The sequence below is a fragment of the Streptomyces yokosukanensis genome (assembly GCF_001514035.1).
Classification (GTDB): Bacteria; Actinomycetota; Actinomycetes; order Streptomycetales; family Streptomycetaceae; genus Streptomyces; species Streptomyces yokosukanensis.
The window spans coordinates 40,764-61,364 of record NZ_KQ948215.1; the positions used below are offsets into that span (position 1 = coordinate 40,764).

At 72.5% G+C, this 20,601-nt stretch carries 17 protein-coding genes and 1 tRNA gene; 8 read left to right on the forward strand and 10 right to left on the reverse strand.

Annotation, left to right across the window (positions count from 1 at the left end; genetic code table 11):
* The first annotated feature begins 76 nt into the window (after nucleotides 1-76).
* From tdh to AQI95_RS24450, 5 genes are all read left to right on the forward strand, one after another.
* Nucleotides 77-1,105, forward strand: a complete 1,029-nt coding sequence (gene tdh, locus AQI95_RS24430) for an L-threonine 3-dehydrogenase (protein ID WP_067127665.1) — start codon at nucleotides 77-79, stop codon at nucleotides 1,103-1,105.
* Nucleotides 1,106-1,213: 108 nt separating this feature from the next.
* Nucleotides 1,214-2,413, forward strand: a complete 1,200-nt coding sequence (locus AQI95_RS24435; RefSeq protein WP_067127668.1) for a glycine C-acetyltransferase — start codon at nucleotides 1,214-1,216, stop codon at nucleotides 2,411-2,413.
* A gap of 31 nt (nucleotides 2,414-2,444) precedes the next feature.
* Complete coding sequence (locus tag AQI95_RS24440; RefSeq protein WP_067127671.1) at nucleotides 2,445-3,350, forward strand: LysR family transcriptional regulator; 906 nt, start codon at nucleotides 2,445-2,447, stop codon at nucleotides 3,348-3,350.
* Nucleotides 3,351-3,415: 65 nt separating this feature from the next.
* A complete protein-coding gene (locus AQI95_RS24445; protein ID WP_067127674.1) occupies nucleotides 3,416-3,775 on the forward strand; it encodes an MmcQ/YjbR family DNA-binding protein in 360 nt (119 codons plus the stop codon).
* Between the two features lie 103 nt (nucleotides 3,776-3,878).
* Nucleotides 3,879-5,210: an MFS transporter gene (locus AQI95_RS24450; protein WP_067127677.1), complete on the forward strand. Its 1,332-nt coding sequence runs from the start codon at nucleotides 3,879-3,881 to the stop codon at nucleotides 5,208-5,210.
* A 97-nt stretch (nucleotides 5,211-5,307) separates the two neighbouring features.
* Here AQI95_RS24450 and AQI95_RS24455 read toward each other — a convergent pair whose 3' ends face one another.
* Both AQI95_RS24455 and AQI95_RS24460 read right to left on the reverse strand, forming a co-directional pair.
* Nucleotides 5,308-6,231, reverse strand: a complete 924-nt coding sequence (locus AQI95_RS24455; RefSeq protein ID WP_067127680.1) for a transketolase family protein — start codon at nucleotides 6,229-6,231, stop codon at nucleotides 5,308-5,310.
* Nucleotides 6,232-6,263: 32 nt separating this feature from the next.
* Nucleotides 6,264-6,971 carry a thiamine pyrophosphate-dependent enzyme gene (locus AQI95_RS24460; RefSeq protein ID WP_067127683.1) on the reverse strand — a complete coding sequence of 236 codons (708 nt, stop codon included), beginning with the start codon at nucleotides 6,969-6,971 and terminating at the stop codon, nucleotides 6,264-6,266.
* A gap of 125 nt (nucleotides 6,972-7,096) precedes the next feature.
* On the opposite strand from AQI95_RS24460, the gene AQI95_RS24465 reads away from it, so the two are divergent.
* Both AQI95_RS24465 and AQI95_RS24470 read left to right on the forward strand, forming a co-directional pair.
* A tRNA-Pro gene (locus AQI95_RS24465) sits at nucleotides 7,097-7,170 on the forward strand.
* A gap of 249 nt (nucleotides 7,171-7,419) precedes the next feature.
* A complete protein-coding gene (locus AQI95_RS24470) occupies nucleotides 7,420-9,396 on the forward strand; it encodes a DUF2264 domain-containing protein (protein WP_067127685.1) in 1,977 nt (658 codons plus the stop codon).
* Between the two features lie 158 nt (nucleotides 9,397-9,554).
* Here AQI95_RS24470 and AQI95_RS24475 read toward each other — a convergent pair whose 3' ends face one another.
* The 4 genes from AQI95_RS24475 to AQI95_RS24485 all read right to left on the reverse strand — a co-directional run bounded on the left by AQI95_RS24475 (nucleotide 9,555) and on the right by AQI95_RS24485 (nucleotide 14,610).
* Nucleotides 9,555-9,965: a hypothetical protein gene (locus AQI95_RS24475; RefSeq protein WP_067127688.1), complete on the reverse strand. Its 411-nt coding sequence runs from the start codon at nucleotides 9,963-9,965 to the stop codon at nucleotides 9,555-9,557.
* 202 nt (nucleotides 9,966-10,167) lie between these two features.
* Entirely contained in the window at nucleotides 10,168-10,965 is a 798-nt protein-coding gene (locus AQI95_RS24480; RefSeq protein ID WP_067127691.1) for a COG4705 family protein, read from the reverse strand.
* 277 nt (nucleotides 10,966-11,242) lie between these two features.
* On the reverse strand, nucleotides 11,243-11,383 hold the full coding sequence (locus tag AQI95_RS47410; protein ID WP_159056563.1) for a hypothetical protein: 141 nt from the start codon (nucleotides 11,381-11,383) through the stop codon (nucleotides 11,243-11,245).
* Between the two features lie 131 nt (nucleotides 11,384-11,514).
* Nucleotides 11,515-14,610, reverse strand: coding sequence for an AfsR/SARP family transcriptional regulator (locus AQI95_RS24485; protein WP_244188834.1), 3,096 nt, complete (start codon nucleotides 14,608-14,610; stop codon nucleotides 11,515-11,517).
* 387 nt (nucleotides 14,611-14,997) lie between these two features.
* Here AQI95_RS24485 and AQI95_RS24490 point away from each other — a divergent pair, with 387 nt between their 5' ends.
* Nucleotides 14,998-16,968 carry a tetratricopeptide repeat protein gene (locus tag AQI95_RS24490; protein WP_067127694.1) on the forward strand — a complete coding sequence of 657 codons (1,971 nt, stop codon included), beginning with the start codon at nucleotides 14,998-15,000 and terminating at the stop codon, nucleotides 16,966-16,968.
* Here AQI95_RS24490 and AQI95_RS46600 read toward each other — a convergent pair.
* The 4 genes from AQI95_RS46600 to AQI95_RS24510 form a co-directional block, all read right to left on the reverse strand.
* Nucleotides 16,916-17,506 carry a hypothetical protein gene (locus AQI95_RS46600; RefSeq protein ID WP_067127697.1) on the reverse strand — a complete coding sequence of 197 codons (591 nt, stop codon included), beginning with the start codon at nucleotides 17,504-17,506 and terminating at the stop codon, nucleotides 16,916-16,918. The two genes, AQI95_RS24490 and AQI95_RS46600, sit on opposite strands and share 53 nt — an antisense overlap.
* Entirely contained in the window at nucleotides 17,503-18,726 is a 1,224-nt protein-coding gene (locus tag AQI95_RS24500) for a hypothetical protein (RefSeq protein ID WP_425264898.1), read from the reverse strand. The genes AQI95_RS46600 and AQI95_RS24500 overlap by 4 nt, the downstream gene beginning before the upstream one ends.
* Before the next feature lie 154 nt (nucleotides 18,727-18,880).
* A complete protein-coding gene (locus AQI95_RS24505) occupies nucleotides 18,881-19,408 on the reverse strand; it encodes an NUDIX hydrolase family protein (RefSeq protein WP_067127700.1) in 528 nt (175 codons plus the stop codon).
* Nucleotides 19,409-19,424: 16 nt separating this feature from the next.
* Nucleotides 19,425-20,600, reverse strand: coding sequence for an amidohydrolase family protein (locus AQI95_RS24510; protein ID WP_067127703.1), 1,176 nt, complete (start codon nucleotides 20,598-20,600; stop codon nucleotides 19,425-19,427).
* Between the last annotated feature and the right edge of the window lies 1 nt (nucleotide 20,601).

The following is a 20,601-nucleotide window of genomic DNA, read 5'->3' on the forward strand; positions in this document are numbered from 1 at the left end:
ATTCCACCCCTCTGACCCGGTGCGGGCCCCTCACGTCTGCCCGCGGGCCGGGACCTCACCCACAGGAGCCGCACTCGTGAAGGCGCTGGTCAAGGAGAAGGCGGAGCCCGGGCTCTGGCTGACGGACGTCCCGGAGCCCGAGATCGGCCCCGGTGACGTACTGATCAAGGTCATGCGGACCGGTATCTGCGGCACCGACCTGCACATCCGGGCCTGGGACGGCTGGGCGCAGCAGGCGATCCGTACGCCGCTCGTGGTCGGGCACGAGTTCGTGGGGCAGGTCGTCGAGGTCGGCCGCGACGTGACCGACATCCGCATAGGGGATCGAGCCAGCGGTGAGGGCCATCTGGTGTGCGGCAAGTGCCGCAACTGCCTGGCCGGCCGCCGTCACCTGTGTCGGGCCACCATCGGCCTCGGTGTCGGCCGCGACGGAGCGTTCGCCGAGTACGTCGCCCTGCCCGCGAGCAACGTCTGGGTGCACCGCGTACCCGTCGACCTCGACGTCGCCGCGATCTTCGACCCGTTCGGCAACGCCGTGCACACCGCGCTGTCCTTCCCGCTGGTCGGCGAGGACGTCCTGATCACCGGCGCGGGCCCGATCGGCCTGATGGCCGCCGCCGTGGCCCGGCATGCCGGCGCCCGCAACGTCGTGATCACCGACGTCAGCGAGGAGCGCCTGGAACTGGCCCGCAAGATCGGTGCGAGCCTCGCCCTGAACGTCGCGCGGACCACCATCGCCGACGGCCAGCGCGAGCTGGGCCTGCGCGAGGGCTTCGACATCGGCCTGGAGATGTCCGGCCGCCCCGAGGCCATGCGGGACATGATCGCCAACATGACGCACGGCGGCCGTATCGCCATGCTCGGCCTGCCCTCCGAGGAGTTCTCGGTCGACTGGTCCCGGATCGTCACCTCGATGATCACCGTCAAGGGCATCTACGGCCGGGAGATGTTCGAGACCTGGTACGCGATGTCGGTGCTGCTGGAGGGTGGTCTGGACCTCGCCCCCGTGATCACCGGCAGGTACGGCTACCGCGACTTCGAGGCGGCCTTCGCCGACGCCGCGAGCGGCAAGGGCGGCAAGGTCATCCTGGACTGGACCGCGTAAACCGGACCGCGTAGCCGGACCGCGCGATCCGGACCGTGTGAGACGGACGGCGTCAGCCGAAGCACGCGCAACTCCCCAGCCCAGCACGCACCTTCAGGAGAGACCCCCATGTTCGAGACCGTCCGCGACGATCTGCGCGCCACCCTCGACGAGATCCGCGCCGCCGGCCTGCACAAGCCCGAGCGGGTCATCGGCACCCCGCAGTCCGCGACCGTCGGCGTCACCGCAGGCGGCCGCCCCGGCGAGGTCCTCAACTTCTGCGCCAACAACTACCTCGGCCTCGCCGACCACCCCGAGGTGATCGCCGCCGCCCACGAGGCCCTGGACCGCTGGGGCTACGGCATGGCCTCCGTCCGCTTCATCTGCGGCACCCAGGAGGTGCACAAGGAGCTGGAGGCCCGGCTGTCGTCCTTCCTCGGCCAGGAGGACACGATCCTGTACTCCTCCTGCTTCGACGCCAACGGCGGTGTCTTCGAGACCCTGCTCGGCGAGGAGGACGCGGTGATCTCCGACGCCCTCAACCACGCCTCCATCATCGACGGCATCCGCCTGTCCAAGGCCCGCCGCTTCCGCTACGCCAACCGCGACCTCGCCGACCTCGAGGCCAAGCTCAAGGAGGCCACCGAGGGCGGCGCCCGGCGCAAGCTGATCGTCACCGACGGCGTCTTCTCCATGGACGGCTACGTCGCCCCGCTGCGCGAGATCTGCGACCTCGCCGACCGCCACGACGCGATGGTCATGGTCGACGACTCGCACGCCGTCGGCTTCGTCGGCCCGTCGGGCCGCGGCACCCCGGAGCTGCACGGCGTCATGGACCGCGTCGACATCATCACCGGCACCCTCGGCAAGGCCCTCGGCGGCGCCTCCGGCGGCTATGTCGCCGCCCGCGCCGAGATCGTCGCCCTGCTGCGCCAGCGCTCGCGGCCGTACCTGTTCTCCAACACCCTGGCCCCGGTGATCGCCGCCGCCTCCCTGAAGGTCCTCGACTTGCTGGAGTCCGCCGACGACCTGCGCGTCCGCCTGAACGAGAACACCGCGCTCTTCCGCCGCCGGATGACCGAGGAGGGCTTCGACATCCTCCCCGGCGACCACGCCATCGCCCCCGTGATGATCGGCGACGCGGCCGAGGCGGGCCGGATGGCCGAGCTGCTGCTGGAGCGCGGCGTGTACGTGATCGGCTTCTCCTACCCGGTCGTCCCGCAGGGCCAGGCCCGCATCCGCGTCCAGCTCTCCGCCGCCCACTCCACGGACGACGTCAACCGCGCGGTCGACGCGTTCATCGCGGCGCGCGCCGAGCTGGCGGTCTGACCAGCACCGACGCCTTGCGATAATTGAGGGCATGATCGAGGCACGGCGGCTCCACATCCTCCGTGCGGTGGCCGACCACCGCACGGTCACCGCGGCAGCCGCCGCGCTCTACCTCACCCCCTCGGCCGTCTCCCAGCAGCTGACGGCCCTGGAGCAGGAGACCGGCCACCGTCTGGTCGAGCGCGGCGCCAAGGGCGTACGGCTCACCCCGGCCGGCGAGATCCTGCTCAGCCACACCAACGCGGTCCTCGCCCAGCTGGAGCGTGCCGAGGCCGAGCTGGCGGCCTACGGCTCCGGCGAGGCCGGCACGGTCACCGTCGCGGCCTTCGCGACCGGCATCGCCCAGGTCGTGGCCCCGGCGGTGGCCCGGCTCGCGCACACCGCGCCCGGCATCCGCATCCGCGTCCAGGACGCGGAGGGCGATGCGAGCCTGCCGATGGTGCTGGACCGGCAGGTCGATGTGGCGGTCGCCGTGGAGTACCGCGGCGCCCCGCCCGCCGACGACCCCCGGCTCACCCATGTCCCGCTGTACGCCGAGCCGTTCGACGCGGTCGTCCCCGTCGGTCACCGCCTCGCGGACAGCGCGGAGGTGCCCCTCGCCGAGCTGGCCAAGGACCCCTGGATCGGGCCGTACCCCGGCAACCCGTGCCACGACGTGGTCGTACTCGCGTGTGAGAGCGCCGGCTTCCAGCCCCGCCTGGAGCACTCCTCGGACGACTTCCGCGCCGTCGTCGCCCTCGCGTCGGCCGGCGCGGGCGTGGCCCTCGTACCGCGCTCCGCGCTGAACGGCATGGACCTCACCGGCGTCGTCGTACGCCCCGTCGACGGCGTGGCCCCGACCCGCCGCGTCTTCGCCGCCGTACGGCGCGGAGCCGAGGGGCACCCGCTGATCCGCCCGGTGCTTCAAGCGCTGGGACGGGCCGCGCAGCAGCCGTGAGGCCTGCGTCGTCCGTCGAGCGCCTGGGCGGGTGGCTGTCAGTGGCAGGGGCTACGGTGCGTTGCATGCCGGATGCCGAAGACGTACGCCGTATCGCCCTGTCCCTGCCGGACACCACGGAGAAGACCGCCTGGAGCATGCCCACGTTCCGGGTGGCGGGGAAGATGTTCGCGACCCTGCCCGAGGACGAGACGTCCATCGCCGTGCGCTGCCCCAAGGAGGAGCGCGACGAACTGGTGAGGGCCGAGCCCGAGAAGTTCTGGATCGCGGACCACGAGGTCCAGTTCGCCTGGGTCAGAGCCCGGCTCGCCGCGCTGGACGGCGAGGACGAGCTGCGTGACATCCTCGCCGACTCCTGGCGGCAGGCCGCCTCGCCCCGACTCCTGGACGCCTACCCCGAGTTGGGGCTGCCGTCCGGGGAGTGAAATTCCCCGTGCGCGCGAGCCGCGCGTGGCATGATCCCGCGCGGCGCGCCGCGAGTGGGACGGGGCGGGACACCACGTGGGTCGGTGGGAGGGGGCATCCGCGGTGACAGGCACGGACGCACGGGACGACACCACCACGCGGGCGGCGCGCGGGACCGAGGCCGGCGGGCGAGCCCTCTGGTCACGCGACTTCGCGCTGTTCTTCGTGGCCCGGGCTGTCGCCCGCCTCGGCGACACCATGCTGCCCGTGGCCCTCGCCGCGGGCCTGCTGGAGCACGGGTACGGCGCGGGAGCGGTCGGCCTCGCCATGGCCTCGACCGCGGCGGCGTTCGCCGGGCTCGTCGTCCTCGGTGGGGTCGTCGCCGACCGGATCAGCACCCGCAGGCTGATGATCGGCGCCGATCTCGTCCGGCTCGTCACCCAGTCCCTCGCCGCGTGCCTGTTCTTCACCGGGCACGTGGTGCTGTGGCAGATCTGTGCGATCGGCTTCGTCAACGGCGTGGCGGGAGCGGTCTTCCAACCCGGCGTGGCAAGCACGGTGCCCCGGCTGGCCGCCGACATCCAGGGCGCGAACGGCGCGATCCGCACAGCCGAGTCCGCCGCCCAGCTCGCCGGCCCGGCCGTCGCCGGCCTCCTGGTCGGCTTCGCCTCGCCCGGCGGGGTGTTCGCCGCGCACGCCGCCACCTACGCGACGAGCGCCCTGTGCCTGCTGCTGCTCCGGCTGCCGCCGCTCCCCGAGGGCGTCCGCGCCGTCTCCGGCCGTGGGATGCGTGCCTTCCGGGTGGATCTGGTCCAGGGCTGGCGGGAGTTCCGGTCCCGGAGCTGGCTGTGGGGCGTGATCGCCGTCTGGTGTCTGTACATGATCGCCGTCTGGGGTCCGACCGTCCCGCTCGTGGCCACCGAGGTCGTCCAGCAGCATGGCCCGCGCGCCTACGGCCTGATCAACTCCGCCCTCGGCGCGGGCACGGTCGTCGGCGGCCTGATGGCCCTGCGGCTGCGCCCCCGCCGCATGCTCCGCGCGGGCGCACTCGCGCTGTTCGCCTTCGTCGGCTTCCCCGCCGCTGTCGGTGCGGGCCTGGGGGTGTCGGCGATGGCGGCCGGAGCGGCCGTGGCGGGCGCCGGGATGTCGTTCTGGGGCGTGATGTGGGCGACCAGCGTGCAGACGCAGGTCCCCGCCGACGTCCTCAACCGTATCCACGCCTACGACGTGGCGGGCTCCCTCGCGATGATGCCGGTGGGCCAGGCGCTGGCGGGCCCGGCGGCGGACGCGCTCGGCGTCGGCCACGTCCTGCTGATCTCCGCCGCGACCAGCCTGGTGGTGGCCGCGACCCTGCTCGCGATCCCCGCGATACGCAACCTGGTCAGAGCCGACATCAGCCTGGTCAGAGCCGACATCGACGTGGTCGGAGCTGATCCGAGCGCGCCCGCCCGCTGACGGCTCCCCACCGTGGTCGGCGACCGGCCCGGGGCCGGGCCATTGGGCGTACACGCAGGCCCGCCCCGCACGCCCGACACGCACGGACACCCCGCGCTCACACCCCGGCACCCACCTGCTCCGCCGCCCCCACGAACCGCCCGATCCGCTCGCGCAGTCCGGCCGGGTCCAGCCCGTGTGCGGCGGTGTGCTCCTCGACGGTTCCGTAGCGGCGCAGTTCGCGGCGGCCGACGCCGAGGCCCAGGACCCGGTGCGGTACGTCCGCGAGCGCCTCGCTCACCGCGGCCGTCGAGGTGCCCGCGAGATACGGCTCGATCAGCACGACATCGGTGCCCGCCGCTCGGGTGGCCCGGCGCAGGCCCGCCGCGTCGAAGGGCCGTACGGTCGTCGCGTACAGCACGGTCACGTCCAGGCCCTGCGTGGCGGCGAGGACCGCGTCGAGCACCGGGCCCACGGCGACGACCACGCCGCGACGGCCCTCGCGGACCGTGACGAAGTGCCTGCCGTCGATCACCCGACCCTGCCGGTTGGACTGCGCGGACAGCCGCACGTACACCTTGTCGTCGCCCGCGGCGACCGCGTGGTGCAGCAGGGTCTCGGCCTCGTCCGGATGGCCGGGCACATGCACGGTCCAGCCGTCCAGCGTGTCGAGGAGGGCCACGTCGCCCGGCGCCATATGGGTGTAGCCGCCGGCCGGCCAGTCGAAGGAGGCGGCCGCGCTCACCAGCACGGCCCCCGCGTTCTGGTGCCCGAGATCCAGCTTGACCTGCTCGAACGGCCGCTCCACGAGGAAGCTGGCGAAGGTGTGCACCACGGGGCGCAGTCCGGTCAGCGCTAGCCCCGCCGCCGCTCCGACCAGCAGCTGCTCGCGGATGCCGACATTGACGACCCGGTCGGGATGCCGGGCCATGGTCTCGCGGAAGCCGTCCTTGCCGATCTCGGCGAGGACCACCGCGACGCGCGGGTCCTCGTCCAGCAGCCGGGAGACGACGGGGGCGAAACGGTCACGCATGGTTTCCATGAAGGGGGCCCCTTCCAGAGCATCGGTGGGAGTCAGGCGTTCTTCGGCTCGACGCGGGCCACGACGACGTGCGGCCGGCCCGGGTGCGCAGCGGTGAACGCGGCGTGCAGGGCCTCGTGATCGCGCCCGTCGACGGTCACCGCCGACCAGCCCGCCGCCTCGAACCGGGCGGCGATCCCGCCGGGCCGGGCATGGCTGGCGGAGGAGTTGTCGATCACGACGGTGTGCAGCCGCTCCAGACCGGCGGGCCCGGCGAAGGCGATCGCCTCGTGGTTGCTGCCCTCGTCCAGCTCGGCGTCTCCGATCAGCACCCACACCGCCGGGTCGTGCAGCCCCTGCGCCCGCAGCCCCAGCGCGCTGCCCACCGCGATCGGCAGCCCGTGCCCGAGCGACCCGCTGCCGATCTCGGCCCCCGGCACCAGTACCCGGTCCGGGTGATGCCCGAGCGGGGAGTCGTACGACCCGAAGCCGGGCAGCCAGTCGGCCGGGAGGAAGCCCTTCGCCGCCAGGACCGCGTAGTACGCCATGGGCCCGTGCCCCTTGCTCAGCAGGAACCTGTCGCGGCCCGGGTCCGCGCGGCGCTCCGGAGCGACCCTGAGCACCCGGTCGTAGAGCACCCAGAGCACGTCCAGGGTGGAGGTGGCCGCCGGTCCGTGCTTCTCGTCGCCCGTCATGAGACTCATCAGTCCGGGCAGGTCGTCGTAGCCGTACGTCCGGCTGTGGTCCGTTGCGATCGTCATGTCGATGATCGTGCAACCTCAACCAAACTTGAGGTCAACCGGGAAAGCGGGGCGCGACCACCGAGTGGAGTGCGGTATTGTTTCCCTGCGCGTTTGAGCCGGGGAAACCCCAGGTCAAACGGCACCGGGACGTGGCGCAGCTTGGTAGCGCACTTGACTGGGGGTCAAGGGGTCGCAGGTTCAAATCCTGTCGTCCCGACTGTTCGATTGATCGAACGTCACAGGTGAGAGGCCGTTTTTCAACGGCCTCTTTGCTGTTTTCGGGCCACTTCCCGGGACCATGTGGTGTCGGCCGCGGTGTGGACAAGAGCGTCGGTGAAGGACTGGTCCGGCGGCGGGTGACCGTCTTGAACGCCTACGCGCCCGTCGCGGGGAACGACTGCTACACCACCTACGCGCGGCTACCGGATCCGCCGCGCGTTCGACAGGCCTGGGAGGTCCGTCACCGATGAACCGCACTCCCACGGAAGACCGCGCCCACTGGGAACGGACCGCCGACCGGATGCTGCTCGCCGTCCGTCCGTACGCCGCCGCCGACCATGCCCTGATCCACCTGCCCGGTGTGCCGAGCCACAACGGCGCGCACAGCGACGGACTGGAAGGGTTCGCCCGGACCCTGCTGCTGGCCGCCTTCCGGCTCGCCGGAGCCGCCGGGGACGATCCGCACGACCTCGCCGGCTGGTACGCGGCCGGTCTCGCCGCGGGCACCGATCCGAACCACCCCGGGCGCTGGCCCACGTTCGCCGAGTCCAACCAGGCCAAGGTCGAGGCCGCGTCCGTCGCGCTCGCGCTGCACGAGACCCGGCCGTGGATCTGGGACCGGCTCGACGACCGTGTCCGGCAGAACGTGCTCCACTGGCTCGCGCCGATGGTCGGCGACGCGATGCCCGGCAACAACTGGATCTGGTTCCAGGGCGTCACCGAGGCGTTCGCCCGTACGGTGGGCGGCAGTTGGCTCCGGCAGGATCTCGACCGGATCATCGCGCTGACCGACGCCTGGTACGCGGGCGAAGGATGGTACTCCGACGGCCTGACCGGCGCCGAGCACCGCAACTTCGACCACTACAACGGCTGGGCGATGCACCTGTACCCACTGTGGTTCTGCCGCATCCTCGGCGATGCCGCACCGCACGGACTGCTCGACCGCTACCGGGCACGGCTGCACCGCTTCCTGGCGGACCAGCGGCTGCTGGTCGGCGCCAACGGTTCGCCCCTGATCCAGGGCCGCTCGCTCACCTACCGCCACGCAGCCCTCGCGTCGGTGTGGACGGGCGCGCTCTTCGACGCCACGCCGCTGGCACCGGGGGAGACCCGCGCGCTCGCGACCCGCATGCTGGACCACTTCGGCGGCCACGGAGCCCTGGACACGCGGGGCCTGCTCACCCTCGGCTGGCACCGGCCCTTCCGCGGCATCCTCCAGGGGTACTCGGGGCCTGCCTCGCCGTACTGGGCGAGCAAGGGCTTCATCGGCCTCGCGCTGCCGCCCCACCACCCCGTGTGGTCCGAGGGCGATGCCCAACTCGCCGTCGAGAGAAGCGATTTCACGACCTCGCTGGCCACGCCCGGCTGGCTGGTCTCCGGCACCGCCGCCGACGGTGTCGTCCGCGTCGTCAACCATGGCGGCGACCACACGGACCCGACCCGCCCGCACGCCGACGACCCCGGATACGCGCGCTTCGCGTACTCCACGCACACCGCGCCCGAAACACCCGGCGACCCGACCGTGGCCGGCGGCAGCGCGGACGCCGACCCGCTCGACAACGCGGTGGTGCTGCTCGACGCCGCAGGCCGTGCCTCGCACCGGCGCCCGGCCACCCGGGTCAGCATCGGTGACACCACGGCCGTCTCCCGCAGCCGCGCCCACTGGATGAAGGACGCGACCTGGGACGTGTTCGGCGGGCCCGACACCCGCTATGCCCTCGGCCCGTGGATCACGGTCGGCTCCGCGCTGCGCGGATCGGTCGAGGTGCGCGCCGTGCGCGTCGACCCCGGGGACGGGGACGACGCGGCCGGGCAGGTGTTGCGGATCGGCGGGTGGGCGGTGGCCGTCGGAACGGACCGGGCCGGGTCCGTCGACGGCTCGGCCGCTCGGGCGGAAGGCGCGGGCGGGCTGGTGTCGTCCGTCGTCGGTACGTGCGGGCTGCCCCGAGCCGGCCTGGTACCCGGCGCCGACAGCAACGCCCTCGGAACCGCCTCCATGACCCCCGTCGTACAGACCGAGGGTCCGCCCGTCCGGGGCGCCGTCCATGTCGCCCTGATCCACCTCGGCGGCGGCGATCCCCTCGCCCTGCCCGAGGTGGCCACCGGGCGGGAGGGCACCGACCTCGTCGCCCACGTCACCTGGCCCGGCGGTGTCCGCGACACCATCCGGCTCCCCGCACCGGACCCCGCGTACGACCCCTGGAAGGACCACGCTCGTGCATGACGACGGCCGGATCGTCGAGGACCGGATCCGCAGACTCCCCGACGGGGGCGGCGGCCGAAGGCACGACGTCCGCCGCGACACCCGCGACGCCGACGGAGGCGCCACGGTCGGACGTGGACACCACTGCCTAGGTCGGGGCGCGCGTCACGGGGACCGCATCACTTCTGGCCCAGGTGGAACGTGAGGCCGGAGAAGTCCCGGCCCTGGACGACCGGAGCGTTCTGGACGCCTCCGCTGATCGTGTTGTGCGCGTCTCCGTCGGCAGAGGCCGGCGCGGCGCCCTGCCACCACTCCTCCAGCAGCACCCTGAACTCGCCGTCGAGAGCCGCCCGTACGCCGAGCGCGGTGGCCAGGGCCTGGGCGTGTGCGGCGTTGTCCGGGTCGCCCCGCAGTGCGGCCAGTTCCGCCTCGCCCGAGCCGATCCCGGGGAGGTCGCCGGACTCCTCGCCCGCCGCGCGGCGGAAGGGGCGGCGGACCAGCTCGGCCAGTCCCTGCCAGGCGTTCCGTCCGGCTTCGCCGCCGAGGCTGCCGGCCAGCGAGGTGAGCGCCGCCGCGGTGATCGGGTCCATCGACGTACCCCCTGGTCGGTGTCTGCAGCCCCACGATACGGCGACGAGCGCCGCCCCCGCGTGGCGTACCGCGGGTTTGGCGCGTTCGGGCCGTGCCTGATGTGCCGTCAACAGGCCATCGGGAGAAGGGTGTTGCCGGAGGAACGGAACCGGGCGGAATTCGGGGGGCCGGGGAATCGGCCCCCCGTCAGGTCGGACCGCTTCAGTGGGCCGGCTCGGTGTCCCGTCGCGACAGCGCCAGGAACACCACGAAGCCGACGATCGCCGCGGTCCAGGACAGGGTCACCGGTCCCAGCCCCCAGGCCAGGCCGCCCCGCCTGCCCGGCAGGGCCATCCAGTCGGCGAGGGACGCGCCGAGCGGGCGCGTGATGACGTATGCCGTCCAGAACGCGGCGACCGCGCCCAGCAGGCGCATGCGGTGGGCGACGGCCGGGACGCAGATCGCGACGGCGAACAGGACGACCGAGCCGAGGTAGCCGAGACCGATGGTGGCGGTGAGGTCACCGGCGGCGGTGCCCAGGGCGAACGTGGCGAGGACGGCGCCCCAGTAGAAGAACTCGCGGCGGCGCGTGCGGATGGAGTGGATGGACAGGGTGCGCTCGCTGGCGTACCAGAGGGCGAAGACGGCCGCGAGGGCGATGAGGAAGAGCGGGGTGGACAGGGTGTACGGGACGCCGAGGCCCACGTGCAGCACGTCGGCGGCCATCGTGCCGAACACGCTGACCATGACGACGGCCGTCCAGTAGATCCAGGCCATGTACCGGCGGACGGCGAACTGGAGGACCAGGGACGCCGCGAGGGCGAGGCCCCCGAGGCCGACCGCCGGGATCGGGCCCAGCAGGTGGGCCAGGAAGTCGGAGGCGGTCTCGCCCATGCCGGTGGTGAGAACCTTGATGATCCAGAAGTAGACGGTCACCTCCGGCACCTTGTTCGCACTCTCGCGTATGCGCGCGCGAGTGTGCGAGCGGGGCCGGTCGTCCAGGACGTGCTCTGCGCTCATGGCTCGCACCCTCGCATGCGCGAGTGCTGATCACCCAGCCCTCTTTGCCGTTGTTTTGGGGCTTCTGGTGCAGGTGTTGCCACACGGGCCGACGAGCCTGAACGCAACCTGAACGCCTGCCGGGAAGTCCTGGTCGCATGCGGTGCGACCTGGAAGAATGTGTGAGCCGGGTGCGCCACCCGGGGGTGTACGCCCCTCGGTGTACGGTGGGGTGGCCGTCGCGGCCACCCCGGTGCGGACTCCTATGGCAGATGCTGATGTGTCAGATGGTGATGTGTCAGATGATGATGCATCTGTCCGCGCTCACCATGGCGATGGACGGCGGCTTGCCGGCCGGGTTGTCCGGCGTCGACAGGTACAGCTGACCCACTGCTGCGAGAAGTGCGATACCGCCCACCAGCAGGCGCGTTCTGTTCACGGAACGTGCGGTCCTTCCAGTGATCGTTGATCTTCACCGGGAGGATAGCGCAGGAAATCGGATCGTGTGAAAAGTCATACGTCGATCGCGAAGTGGTCGATGGATGACTTCTGTTGATCGAATTTGATCACCTACTTGTCCGTAACATTCTCTCCTTGCTCAATCCTTGTCTCCCGGAGGGCGTGTTGCGCCGCCGCCAGCTCGCCCGCGTCATGGGTGCGGTCGGCGAGACGGACGGCTGTGCTCAGGTGTTCCACGGCATCCGCGAATCGGCCCAGGGTGCGGTAGGTCTCGCCGAGGCAGCGCGCTGCCTGGGCCTCCTGGTGGGCGGCGCCGAGTCCGTGGGCGATGTCCAGGGCGGCGCGCAGGTGGCGGACGGACCTTTCGGGGTCGCCCGACTTCTGGAGGGCTTGTCCCAGCCCGATCAGCGTGTCGGCCTGGCTCTTGGGATCTCCGAGCGCCCGGAATTCGGCGAGCGTCTCCTGGTAGAGCCGGAGCGCCGCAGTGATGTCCCCCGAGGTGGTGAGCGCGTCGGCCAGACTGCCCTTGACCGTCGCCCGGTCGTACCGGTTTCCGGAGGAATCGAGAATGGACAGTGCTTCTTCGAGGGATCGCCGTGCCGATTCGATGGCGCCGGTTCGCATGTGCAGATCGCCGATATTGTTCAGGGTCTTTCCCAGCGAGGTGTGGTCATGCGTCGCGGTGAATCCGTGGACCGCCTTCTCGAAGTGCTCCAGCGCTCTGCCGTGTTCGCCGAGGAAGAGCAAGGTCACGGCTATGTTGTTGTGGCCACGCGCGTATTCCCAGCTGTCCCCGGAAATCATCTTGAGCGCGAAGGACCGCTGAAAGAGGGACAGCGCCGCTCGGTGGTCTCCCTCGTGCCATTTCAGGGTGCCCAGCGTGCGCAGTGTCTCGGCCTCCGCCTCCGTGTCTTTGGTCAGCCGGGCGATGTTCCGGGCCTGTTCGCCGATTCGCGCGGCTTCCGGGTACTGACCGGTGTGTGCGTGTACGGCGCTCAGGTGGCCGAGGGTGCGGCACAGGGCGGATTCGTTCCCGGTCCGGCTCCAATGGGCGGCCGCGGGTTCGAGGACGGTCCGTGCCTCCTGCCAGTGGCATTCGGAGTCGAGGAACTCCGTGATGGAATAGGCGAGTCGGGCGCCCTCCTCCGCGCGGCCGTGGGTGCGGCAATGCCGCTCCACCGCCAGCAGGTTCGGCCGCTCCACGGACAGCCACGCCCGTGCCGCCACGGCGTCGTTCAGCCGCGGGAGCTGCCACCGCGCGGCCCGCGCCGGACCCGGTCGGCTGCGGCGGGGATAGGCCATCCGGTCGGCGTGGTCGGCGGCCGCGAGGTGGAAGTCCGTCAGCCGGCGCAAGACGTCCGCACGGTCCTCCTCGCTGTCGTCCGCCATAGCCCGGGACAGACCGTATTCCCGCAGCAGGTCGTGGTACTGGTACCGCTCCGGCACGGGTTCGCGCAGCACATGGCAGGCCAGCAGGGACTCCAGCATGCGTTCCGCCCGAGCCGTCGGCAGGTCCAGGGCGGCGGCTGCGGCCTCCGCGGTGAAGTCCGGGCCGGGGTGGAGGCTGAGGCGGCGGAACGCCGTGCGCTGCTCCTCGGACAGCGCCTGATAGGTGAGGTCGAAGGCCACCCGGACCATGTCCTGGTCGGCGTCCCGCAGCTCGCTCAGCCGGCTGTCGGTGCGCAGCAGCCGGTCGGTCAACGTCGCCGGCGTCCACGCGGGGCGCATCCGGAACCGGCTCGCGACCAGCTCGATCGCGAGCGGCAGATGGCCGCAGAGGCGCACGATCCGAGTGATCTCCTGGACGTCCTGAGCGCGCTCCTCACCGGCGAAGGCGCGGAACAGCGCGATCGCGTCGTCGGTCGGCAGCACGTCCAGCGGGATGTGCCGGACCTGGGTGAGACCGGTGAGATGGCGTCGGCTGGTGATGATCGTCAAGGACGGCGAGTGGCCCGGCAGCAGGGGCAGGACCTGCTCTGCGTCCGCGGCGTCGTCCAGCACGATCACGGCCCGGCGCTCGGCCAGCACGGTGCGCCACAGTGCCGTGCGGCCCTCCAGCTCGGCCGGAATGGTCTCCGTGGGCGTGCCCAGCAGCCGAAGCAGCGCGGCCAGCGCCTCCCCGGCGCCGAGCGGCTCCTGCGCCGGGTCATGTCCCCTGAGGTTCAGATACAGCTGGCCGTCGGGGAACCCCCGCGCCAGCAGATGCGCGCTGTGCACGGCGAGGGCCGTCTTGCCGACCCCCGGCATGCCGCTGACGGTGCTGACCGTTTCCAGGCTGACGACGGCTCCCCGCGCGGGCGCGGATTCGACGGCCGTGGTGAGCAGCCGCAGCTGCTCGCGCCGGCCGATCAGCAGTGGCTGCCGGGGGAGGTTGCGCGGAGCCGCGGTCGCCGCAGGACGCCCCGGCGCCGCCGTCGTCGGCGAGGCGGGAGTCGACGGGCCGTGAACGATGTCGGCGGCGGGCAGCCGCTCGAGGATTGCGTGGTGGACACGGTTCAGCTCGGCGCCGGGCCGTGAACCGTACTGTGCGAGCAGAAACCCCCGCACCTCCTGGTGCACCCGCAGGGCGTCGGCGTAGCGATGCGTGCCGTAGTACGCCAGCATCAGCTGGCCGGCCAGGGTCTCGTCGCCCGGATGCCGGTCCACGAGCGCCGACAGTTCGCCGACGGTCTCCGCGAAGCGGCCGAGGCGCAGCAGCGCGGCCGTCCGGGACACGGTGGCGGCGAGCCGCCGCTCGGCCATGGTCCTGCGCATGCTCCGCGCCCACGGTCCGGGCAGCCCGGCGAGGGCGTCGCCCCGCCACAGGTGCTCCGCCCGGTCGAGCAGGCCGACCGCCCGACGGTCGTCGCCCTCGGCCGCCACCGTGCCCGCCTGGCTCACGAACCGCTGGAACACATGCCAGTCCACGGACTCCCGGGTGACCTCCAGCGTGTAGGTGTGGGCCCGGCCGACGATCCGGGCCGTGTCCGGCGCTCCCGCGCTCGCTCTGAGCCGACGGCGGATCCGGGACACGTACGTGTGGGTGTTCGCGCGGCCGTGCGGCGGCGGATCTCCGTCCCAGAGCCGGTCGATGAGCGTCTCCAGGGCCAGCGGCCGTCCCGTTTCCAGGGCGAGCGAGGCCAGCAGGATCCGTTCCTTGTCCGATCCGATCTCCATCCGCGTGCCGTCCACCCGCAGACCCACCGGGCCGAGTAGCTCAACCTCCACCGGCGCCTCCCGTTGATCCGCCGATTCGATGAACAGGACAGGGAGCAAGGTGTCACGTGGGGCGAAGAGCATGACAGGAAGTGGTGTACACCGCCAGACGAGATGTCACCCCTGGCCGAATTGCCTTCCTCAGGAGACGAACCCGCGCGGTCGGCCGAATGGCGGGCGCCGCCGCCGGGGTAGGGGGTGGGCGACGGATACGGCGGCGGGCGGGGGGCGCGGATGGGAGCGGCCGGCGACGGGGGTCGGGGCGAGGCGGTCCACAACACCATCTCGGGGGCGGCCCGGTTGTCCGGGCCGACGGTGCAGGCCCGGGACGTCCATGGCGGCATCCATGTGCACATGGCCCAAGCGGAATCGATGCCTATTCCCCGCCAACTTCTGCGTGTGCCTGCCCATTTCACCAATCGAAGATCCGAACTCGACGAACTGGACGCCTTGTTCGGAGCGGATCCGGACGGTGCCACGTCACCGCGCCTGATCGTGGTCAACGGCGCGGCCGGAATCGGCAAGACGACCCTGGTGTCCCATTGGCTGCACACCCGTGAACCCGCCTTCCCGGACGGTCAGTTGTACGCGGACCTCGCCGGTCACTCGGCGGACGGGCCGACCGATCCGGACGCGGTCCTCGGTCAGTTCCTGCGGGCCCTGGGCCTTGCTTCCCCGCCCGTCGGCATGGCCGAGAAGGCCTCGTTGTGGCGGACCGTCACGGCCGGGCTGAGGCTCGCCGTCATGCTGGACAGCGCGTTCACGGCCGCGCAGATCAGGCCGTTGCTGCCGGGCGGATCCGGTGGGCTCGTGGTCGTCACGAGCCGGCAGCGGCTGACCGGACTGCGCCTCGACGGAGCCGCGTTCTTCCGGCTGGAGGCACTGGGACAGGCCGCCGGGATGGAACTGCTCACGCGCGGTGTCGGCGAGGAACGGGTGGCCGGTGAACTGTCCGCGGTGCGTCGGGTGGTGTCGCTGTGCGCCGGACTGCCGCTCGCGGTGTGCCTGGCGTCCGCGCGGCTCGCCTCCCGCCCGCGCCAGCCCATCGCCGCCCTGGCCGATTCCCTCGCGCAGGACACCGACCGCCTGGCCGCCCTGGAGATCGAGGGGGAGAACACCGTGAGCAAGGCCCTGGACGCCTCGTACGCCGTACTGGACCCGCCGGCCGCCCACCTCTATCGCACTCTGGGCATGCTCCCCCTGCCCACCTTCGACGCCCGTACGGCGGCCGCCGCCTGCGCGGAGTCCGAGCAGTGGGCGCAGCGCCGGCTGGACGAGCTGACCGAGGCCAACCTCGTGGAGGACATCGGCCCGGACACCTTCCGCTTCCACGATCTCGTACGGGTCCACGCCCGAGCCTGTGCGCACAGCGCCGAGAGCGAGGACGGCCGGGACCGGACGCTGCGGCGCGTGACCGACTGGTATCTGCGGACGGCCACCGCGGCCGAACAGCTCATCACCCCCGCCCAGTTCACTCTTCCCAGGACCTATGCTCATCCGTCCCCGCTGCCCGCGCCCTTCACCGACGAGCACGGTGCCCTCGACTGGCTCGACGCACACCGCAACCACCTCATGTCCCTGCTGCGCGCCGCTGCCGACTGGGGCTGGCACGCCACAGCCTGGCAACTCGTCGACGCCATGTGGCCGTTGTTCCTCCGGCTGCGCCACTACGACCTGTGGATCGAGGCGCACCGCATCGGCCTGGCGGCGGCACGCGGCGACGCCCACGCCGAGGCCGAGCGCCAGATGCTGAACTCGGGCGCGATCGGCCTGGCCGCGGCGGGCCGGACCGACGAGGCGGCCGACTGGTACGCGAGGTCCTTGGCGGCCGCCCGCGCCGCCGGTGACACCCGGGACGAGGGCCAGGCACTGCACGGGCTCGGCGGCTGCGCACTCGACGCCGGCCGCCCGGACGAGGCTCTGAGCCATCTGAACCTGGCCGTACGCGCGTGGGAGGAGTGCGGCTATCCGCGCGGAGTCGCGCTCGCCCGCATCCTTCTCGGCGAGATCGCCCTGGGGCAGCAGGAACCCGGCCGGGCCGTCCCGCTCTTCGCCCAGGCCCATGACGCGCTGGTCGACGTGGCCGATCCGCACGACGCGGCCCGGGCCCTGGCCTTCCTCGGCCGGGCCCGGGCCCAGGGCGGCGACCACTCCCGCGGCACCCGGCAGATGCTTGAGGCCCTTGAGGTGTTCCGTGCCTCGGGTGCCCTCCACTGGCAGGCGCGCACCCTGGAGATGCTGGGGCAGAGCGCGTACGCGCACGGGAACCGGGAGCAGGCCCGCGCCCATGTCGCGCAGGCCCGCTCCCTGTACGAGGTCACCAGCCCCGCGGACGCCCGCCGCCTGGAGCGAGCGGTACCGCTGCCATGACGCCGCCACCAGCCGGCCTGACATGCTCCAGCTCGGCGAGCGAGTATCCGCAGACCACCCACGCGTGCAGACAGGACGCCAGCAGGGGCTGGTCGGGCGGGACCGCGGCGGCCAGGACCGTCGAGGTGGCTCCGCGCGTGCTCCCGGACACGGCCAGCCACCCGCCGTCGGCCACCGGCGCCGCGGCAAGCCCGCAGGCCGGTTGACGTGCCCTCACCTCGGCCAGCCAGCGCACCGCCGCGGCCAGGGAGCGTGGCCGCCTCGCGTACAGCACGTCGGCGCAGGCCAGCCGCCGCCCGAAGCACGCCTCGGCGTCCGCGGTGAAGTGCTCGTCGGTCGCGGGCCCCGGAACGTCCCGGTCCGGGCCGCGTCCGCGCCGCACCGGTCCGGCCTCGGCGACCACGTCGTCCCCGTCCGGTGTCGGCCCCATGCTCAGCCGCAGGACCGGATCCGCGTCCTGGAGGCGGCGGTACGACGGAGGCGGGGCGACGGCGTCCGCGGCGCCGCCCAGCAGCCTGACGACGACGAAGCCGTTCATACCGGCGCCTCGCGGCCGGTCCGGGACCAGGCGTCGAGCGGTGGCGGTGCGGGCAGCGGGACGGTGACCGGCGCGTGGGCGGGCTGTCCCAGCCCCAGCATCCGGTACAGCAGCCTGCGCATGTTCCGGTTGAACCGGCCCGGTTCGGAGGTGATGCGCGCGCTGATCGCCGCGTACTCCTCCCGGCGGTATTCGGTGGCCGCGTACTCGAGCTGGTCCACGAGTGGATGAACGGGCGACAGAGCCGGTGCCGTGAGGGCGAGGGCGGCGGCCGGGGAAGCAGGGTTGATCTCCTGCGCCGGTGAGGTCACGAGCAGCAGCGGCGCCGAGGTCAGCGTCCCGTACAGGGTGACCGATCCATGGTCGCCGATGATCAGGTCCGCGGCGATCAGCACGCTGCGCCAGTCCGCCTCCGGCGGCACCAGGGTGATACCGGACCGGGCGCAGCGTGCCAGCCAGGACCGGACCTGCCAGGCCCCGTGCCCCGACCACACGTTCGGGTGGGCCAGTACGACACAGCGGTAGCCCTCGCCCGGCAGTTCCGTGAGCAGGCGGGGCAGCAGCGCCGTGAAGTGGCCGAACGACGAGCGAGCCCCCCATGTGGAGGCGACGACCACCAGCTTCTCCGTGTCCCGCAGCCCGAGGGCCCGGCGGTACGCGCCGCGCAGCGGAAGGCTGGCGGAGATCCGGTCGTACGCCGGATCCCCCACGACGTGCGCGAGGGACAGGGCCTCGGGGCAGTGCTCCGCCAGCTCGGCGAGGTCGGCCCGATGCGGCACGACCACGGCGGCGGGCAGCTTCCCGCCCGGGGCGACGTCCTGCCGGCGCAGCCCGAACACCCCGGCTTCGGGACCCGAGCACAGGCGTTTGAGATAGCCGGCGCCGTGCGGCAGGGTGATCAAGGGGGCCGCGAGGCGTTCGACGCCCCTCGGCCCGGCCGCGACGGCCACGTCGAAGGATGTGCGGACCGCCTCCTCCCAGGGCAGAACCGCGCAGCCCAGCCGTTCGAGGAAGTGCGGTACCTCGTCGCCGAAGACGTGCGGCGGCGCGGTGAACGCCACCTGGACCCGGAAGTCGTCCTCCAGCAACGACAGAATGTCGACGAGTCGTTTCGCGTACGTGATGGTGTGCGCGACGGTCAGGACCGTCCTGCGCCCGAGCAGTGTCGGCCACTGGCGTCCAGCAGCCGACCGTTCAGCGTGTAAACCCACTGCCGACACGGTGTACCCCCGTTGTCTCTCGCGAGTCCCTCACGGGCTGTCCACCGTGGCTCTGCCCGCACGCGCGGACGGAAGGCTTGCCGCCGCCTTGCGGAAACCTTGCGGCGGTGAGGTGCCGGCCGCGGCCCGGGTGGGCCATCCGGAGCGCGGCCCCTCAGATCGCCACCCCGATGTGCGCCAGCGCCTGCCTCAGCAGGACTCCGTGCCCGCCCGGCATCTCGCTCTGGACGGCCGGGGAGGCGGCCTCCTGGGGGCTGAACCAGACCAGGTCCAGGGCGTCCTGGCGGGGGCGGCAGTCGCCGGTCACCGGGACGACGTAGGCGAGGGAGACCGCGTGCTGGCGCGGGTCGTGGTACGGCGTGATGCCCGCCGTCGGGAAGTACTCCGCGACGGTGAAGGGCTGGAGCGAGGTGGGGATGCGGGGGAGCGCGACCGGGCCGAGGTCCTTCTCCAGGTGGCGCAGCAGGGCGTCGCGGACCCGTTCGTGGTGCAGGACGCGGCCGGACACCAGGGTCCGGCTGACCGTCCCGTCCGGGCCGATGCGCAGCAGCAGCCCGATGCTGGTGACTTCGCCGCTGTCGTCCACGCGCACGGGAACGGCCTCGACGTACAGGATCGGCATCCGGGCCCTGGCCATTTCCAGCTCGTCCGTGGACAGCCAGCCGGGCGTCGTCTCGGTCATGTCAGACATTGCTTGATCATACTTTCCGGGTGGGGCGCCCGCTGGGATCGCGGGCCGCGGCGGACACGAGGGGGCCGTACAGGCGTCGGGCGTTGTCGCGGCCGGTCCAGGCCGCGATCCGCAGCGCGTCGGACAGGCTCAACTCATCGGCGTCGACACGGACTTGGAGAAGATCGGCGAGCCCGTGCCGGAAGCACAGGGCGCCGAGGTGATGGAATTCGGCCACTCCGTAGGCGTCGGAGCTGTAGAGAAGTTTGCGGAACGGGGTGATCTCCAGCGCCTCCTCCAGCACGGCCCGGCAGCGGGCCGGGCCGGTGTGGTGCAGGGCGAGACCGACGTCCAGGTACACGTGCTCGAACACCGAGGCCAGATAGGCCGCTTGGCGGTGGTACGGCCAGCAGTGCAGCAGCAGGACGGGGATCGTGCCGCAGGTCAGCCGCAGCCAGTCGGTCAGCAGGGCCGGGTCGGCGTGGTGCAGCCGCAGATCGGCGTCCCCGAAACCGGTGTGCAGCTGCAGCGGCAGACCGAGGTCCACGGCGGTCCACAGCAGGTGCCGCGTCAGGACCGGGTCGCTCAGGCGGCCGCCGGCCGTGAGCCAGTGCCGGGCGGCCCCGGTCACCTCGGCGTCCGCCGGGCGCGCCGGGTCCAGGGCGAAGCCGGTGCGATAGGCGGCGACCGACTTCACCGCCACCACCCCCGGCCGCCGTACGGCCTCCTCGGCGGCCGTACGGAACGCGGTCGCGTACGCGTCCGGCTCCACGCCCCGCGCGGCCACCGCCTCCGCCACCTGCTCCAGGCGTACGACCTCGTAGGCGGCGGCGTCCGCGGCCCCCGCCAGTTCGGCGGGGGAGGTGAGCGGGAGCGGGGTGTGGCCGGTGTCGACGAAGAACGCCTCGGCGTGCGCGGCGGTCAGGAAGCGGCGATTGACCTCCTGCCAGCCCAGGGCGGAGCGGCGGGCCGCGTAGTCGGCCGGGGGCGCGTGCCGGGGGAGGTCCAGCAGGGGGGCGCAGTGACGGCGAACGGCCACGCCGACCGGCGAGTCGAAGGGCGAGACACCGGGCCAGGCCGCGCCCTCGGTGAGGAGCGAGGCCAACTCCTCGGGCGCGAGGTCCGCCGTCACCGCGCCGTGGCAGTGGTGGTCCACCAGCTCCAGCTCGGCGAGGGCCTCGTGGACCGGTCCCGGCGCGGCCATG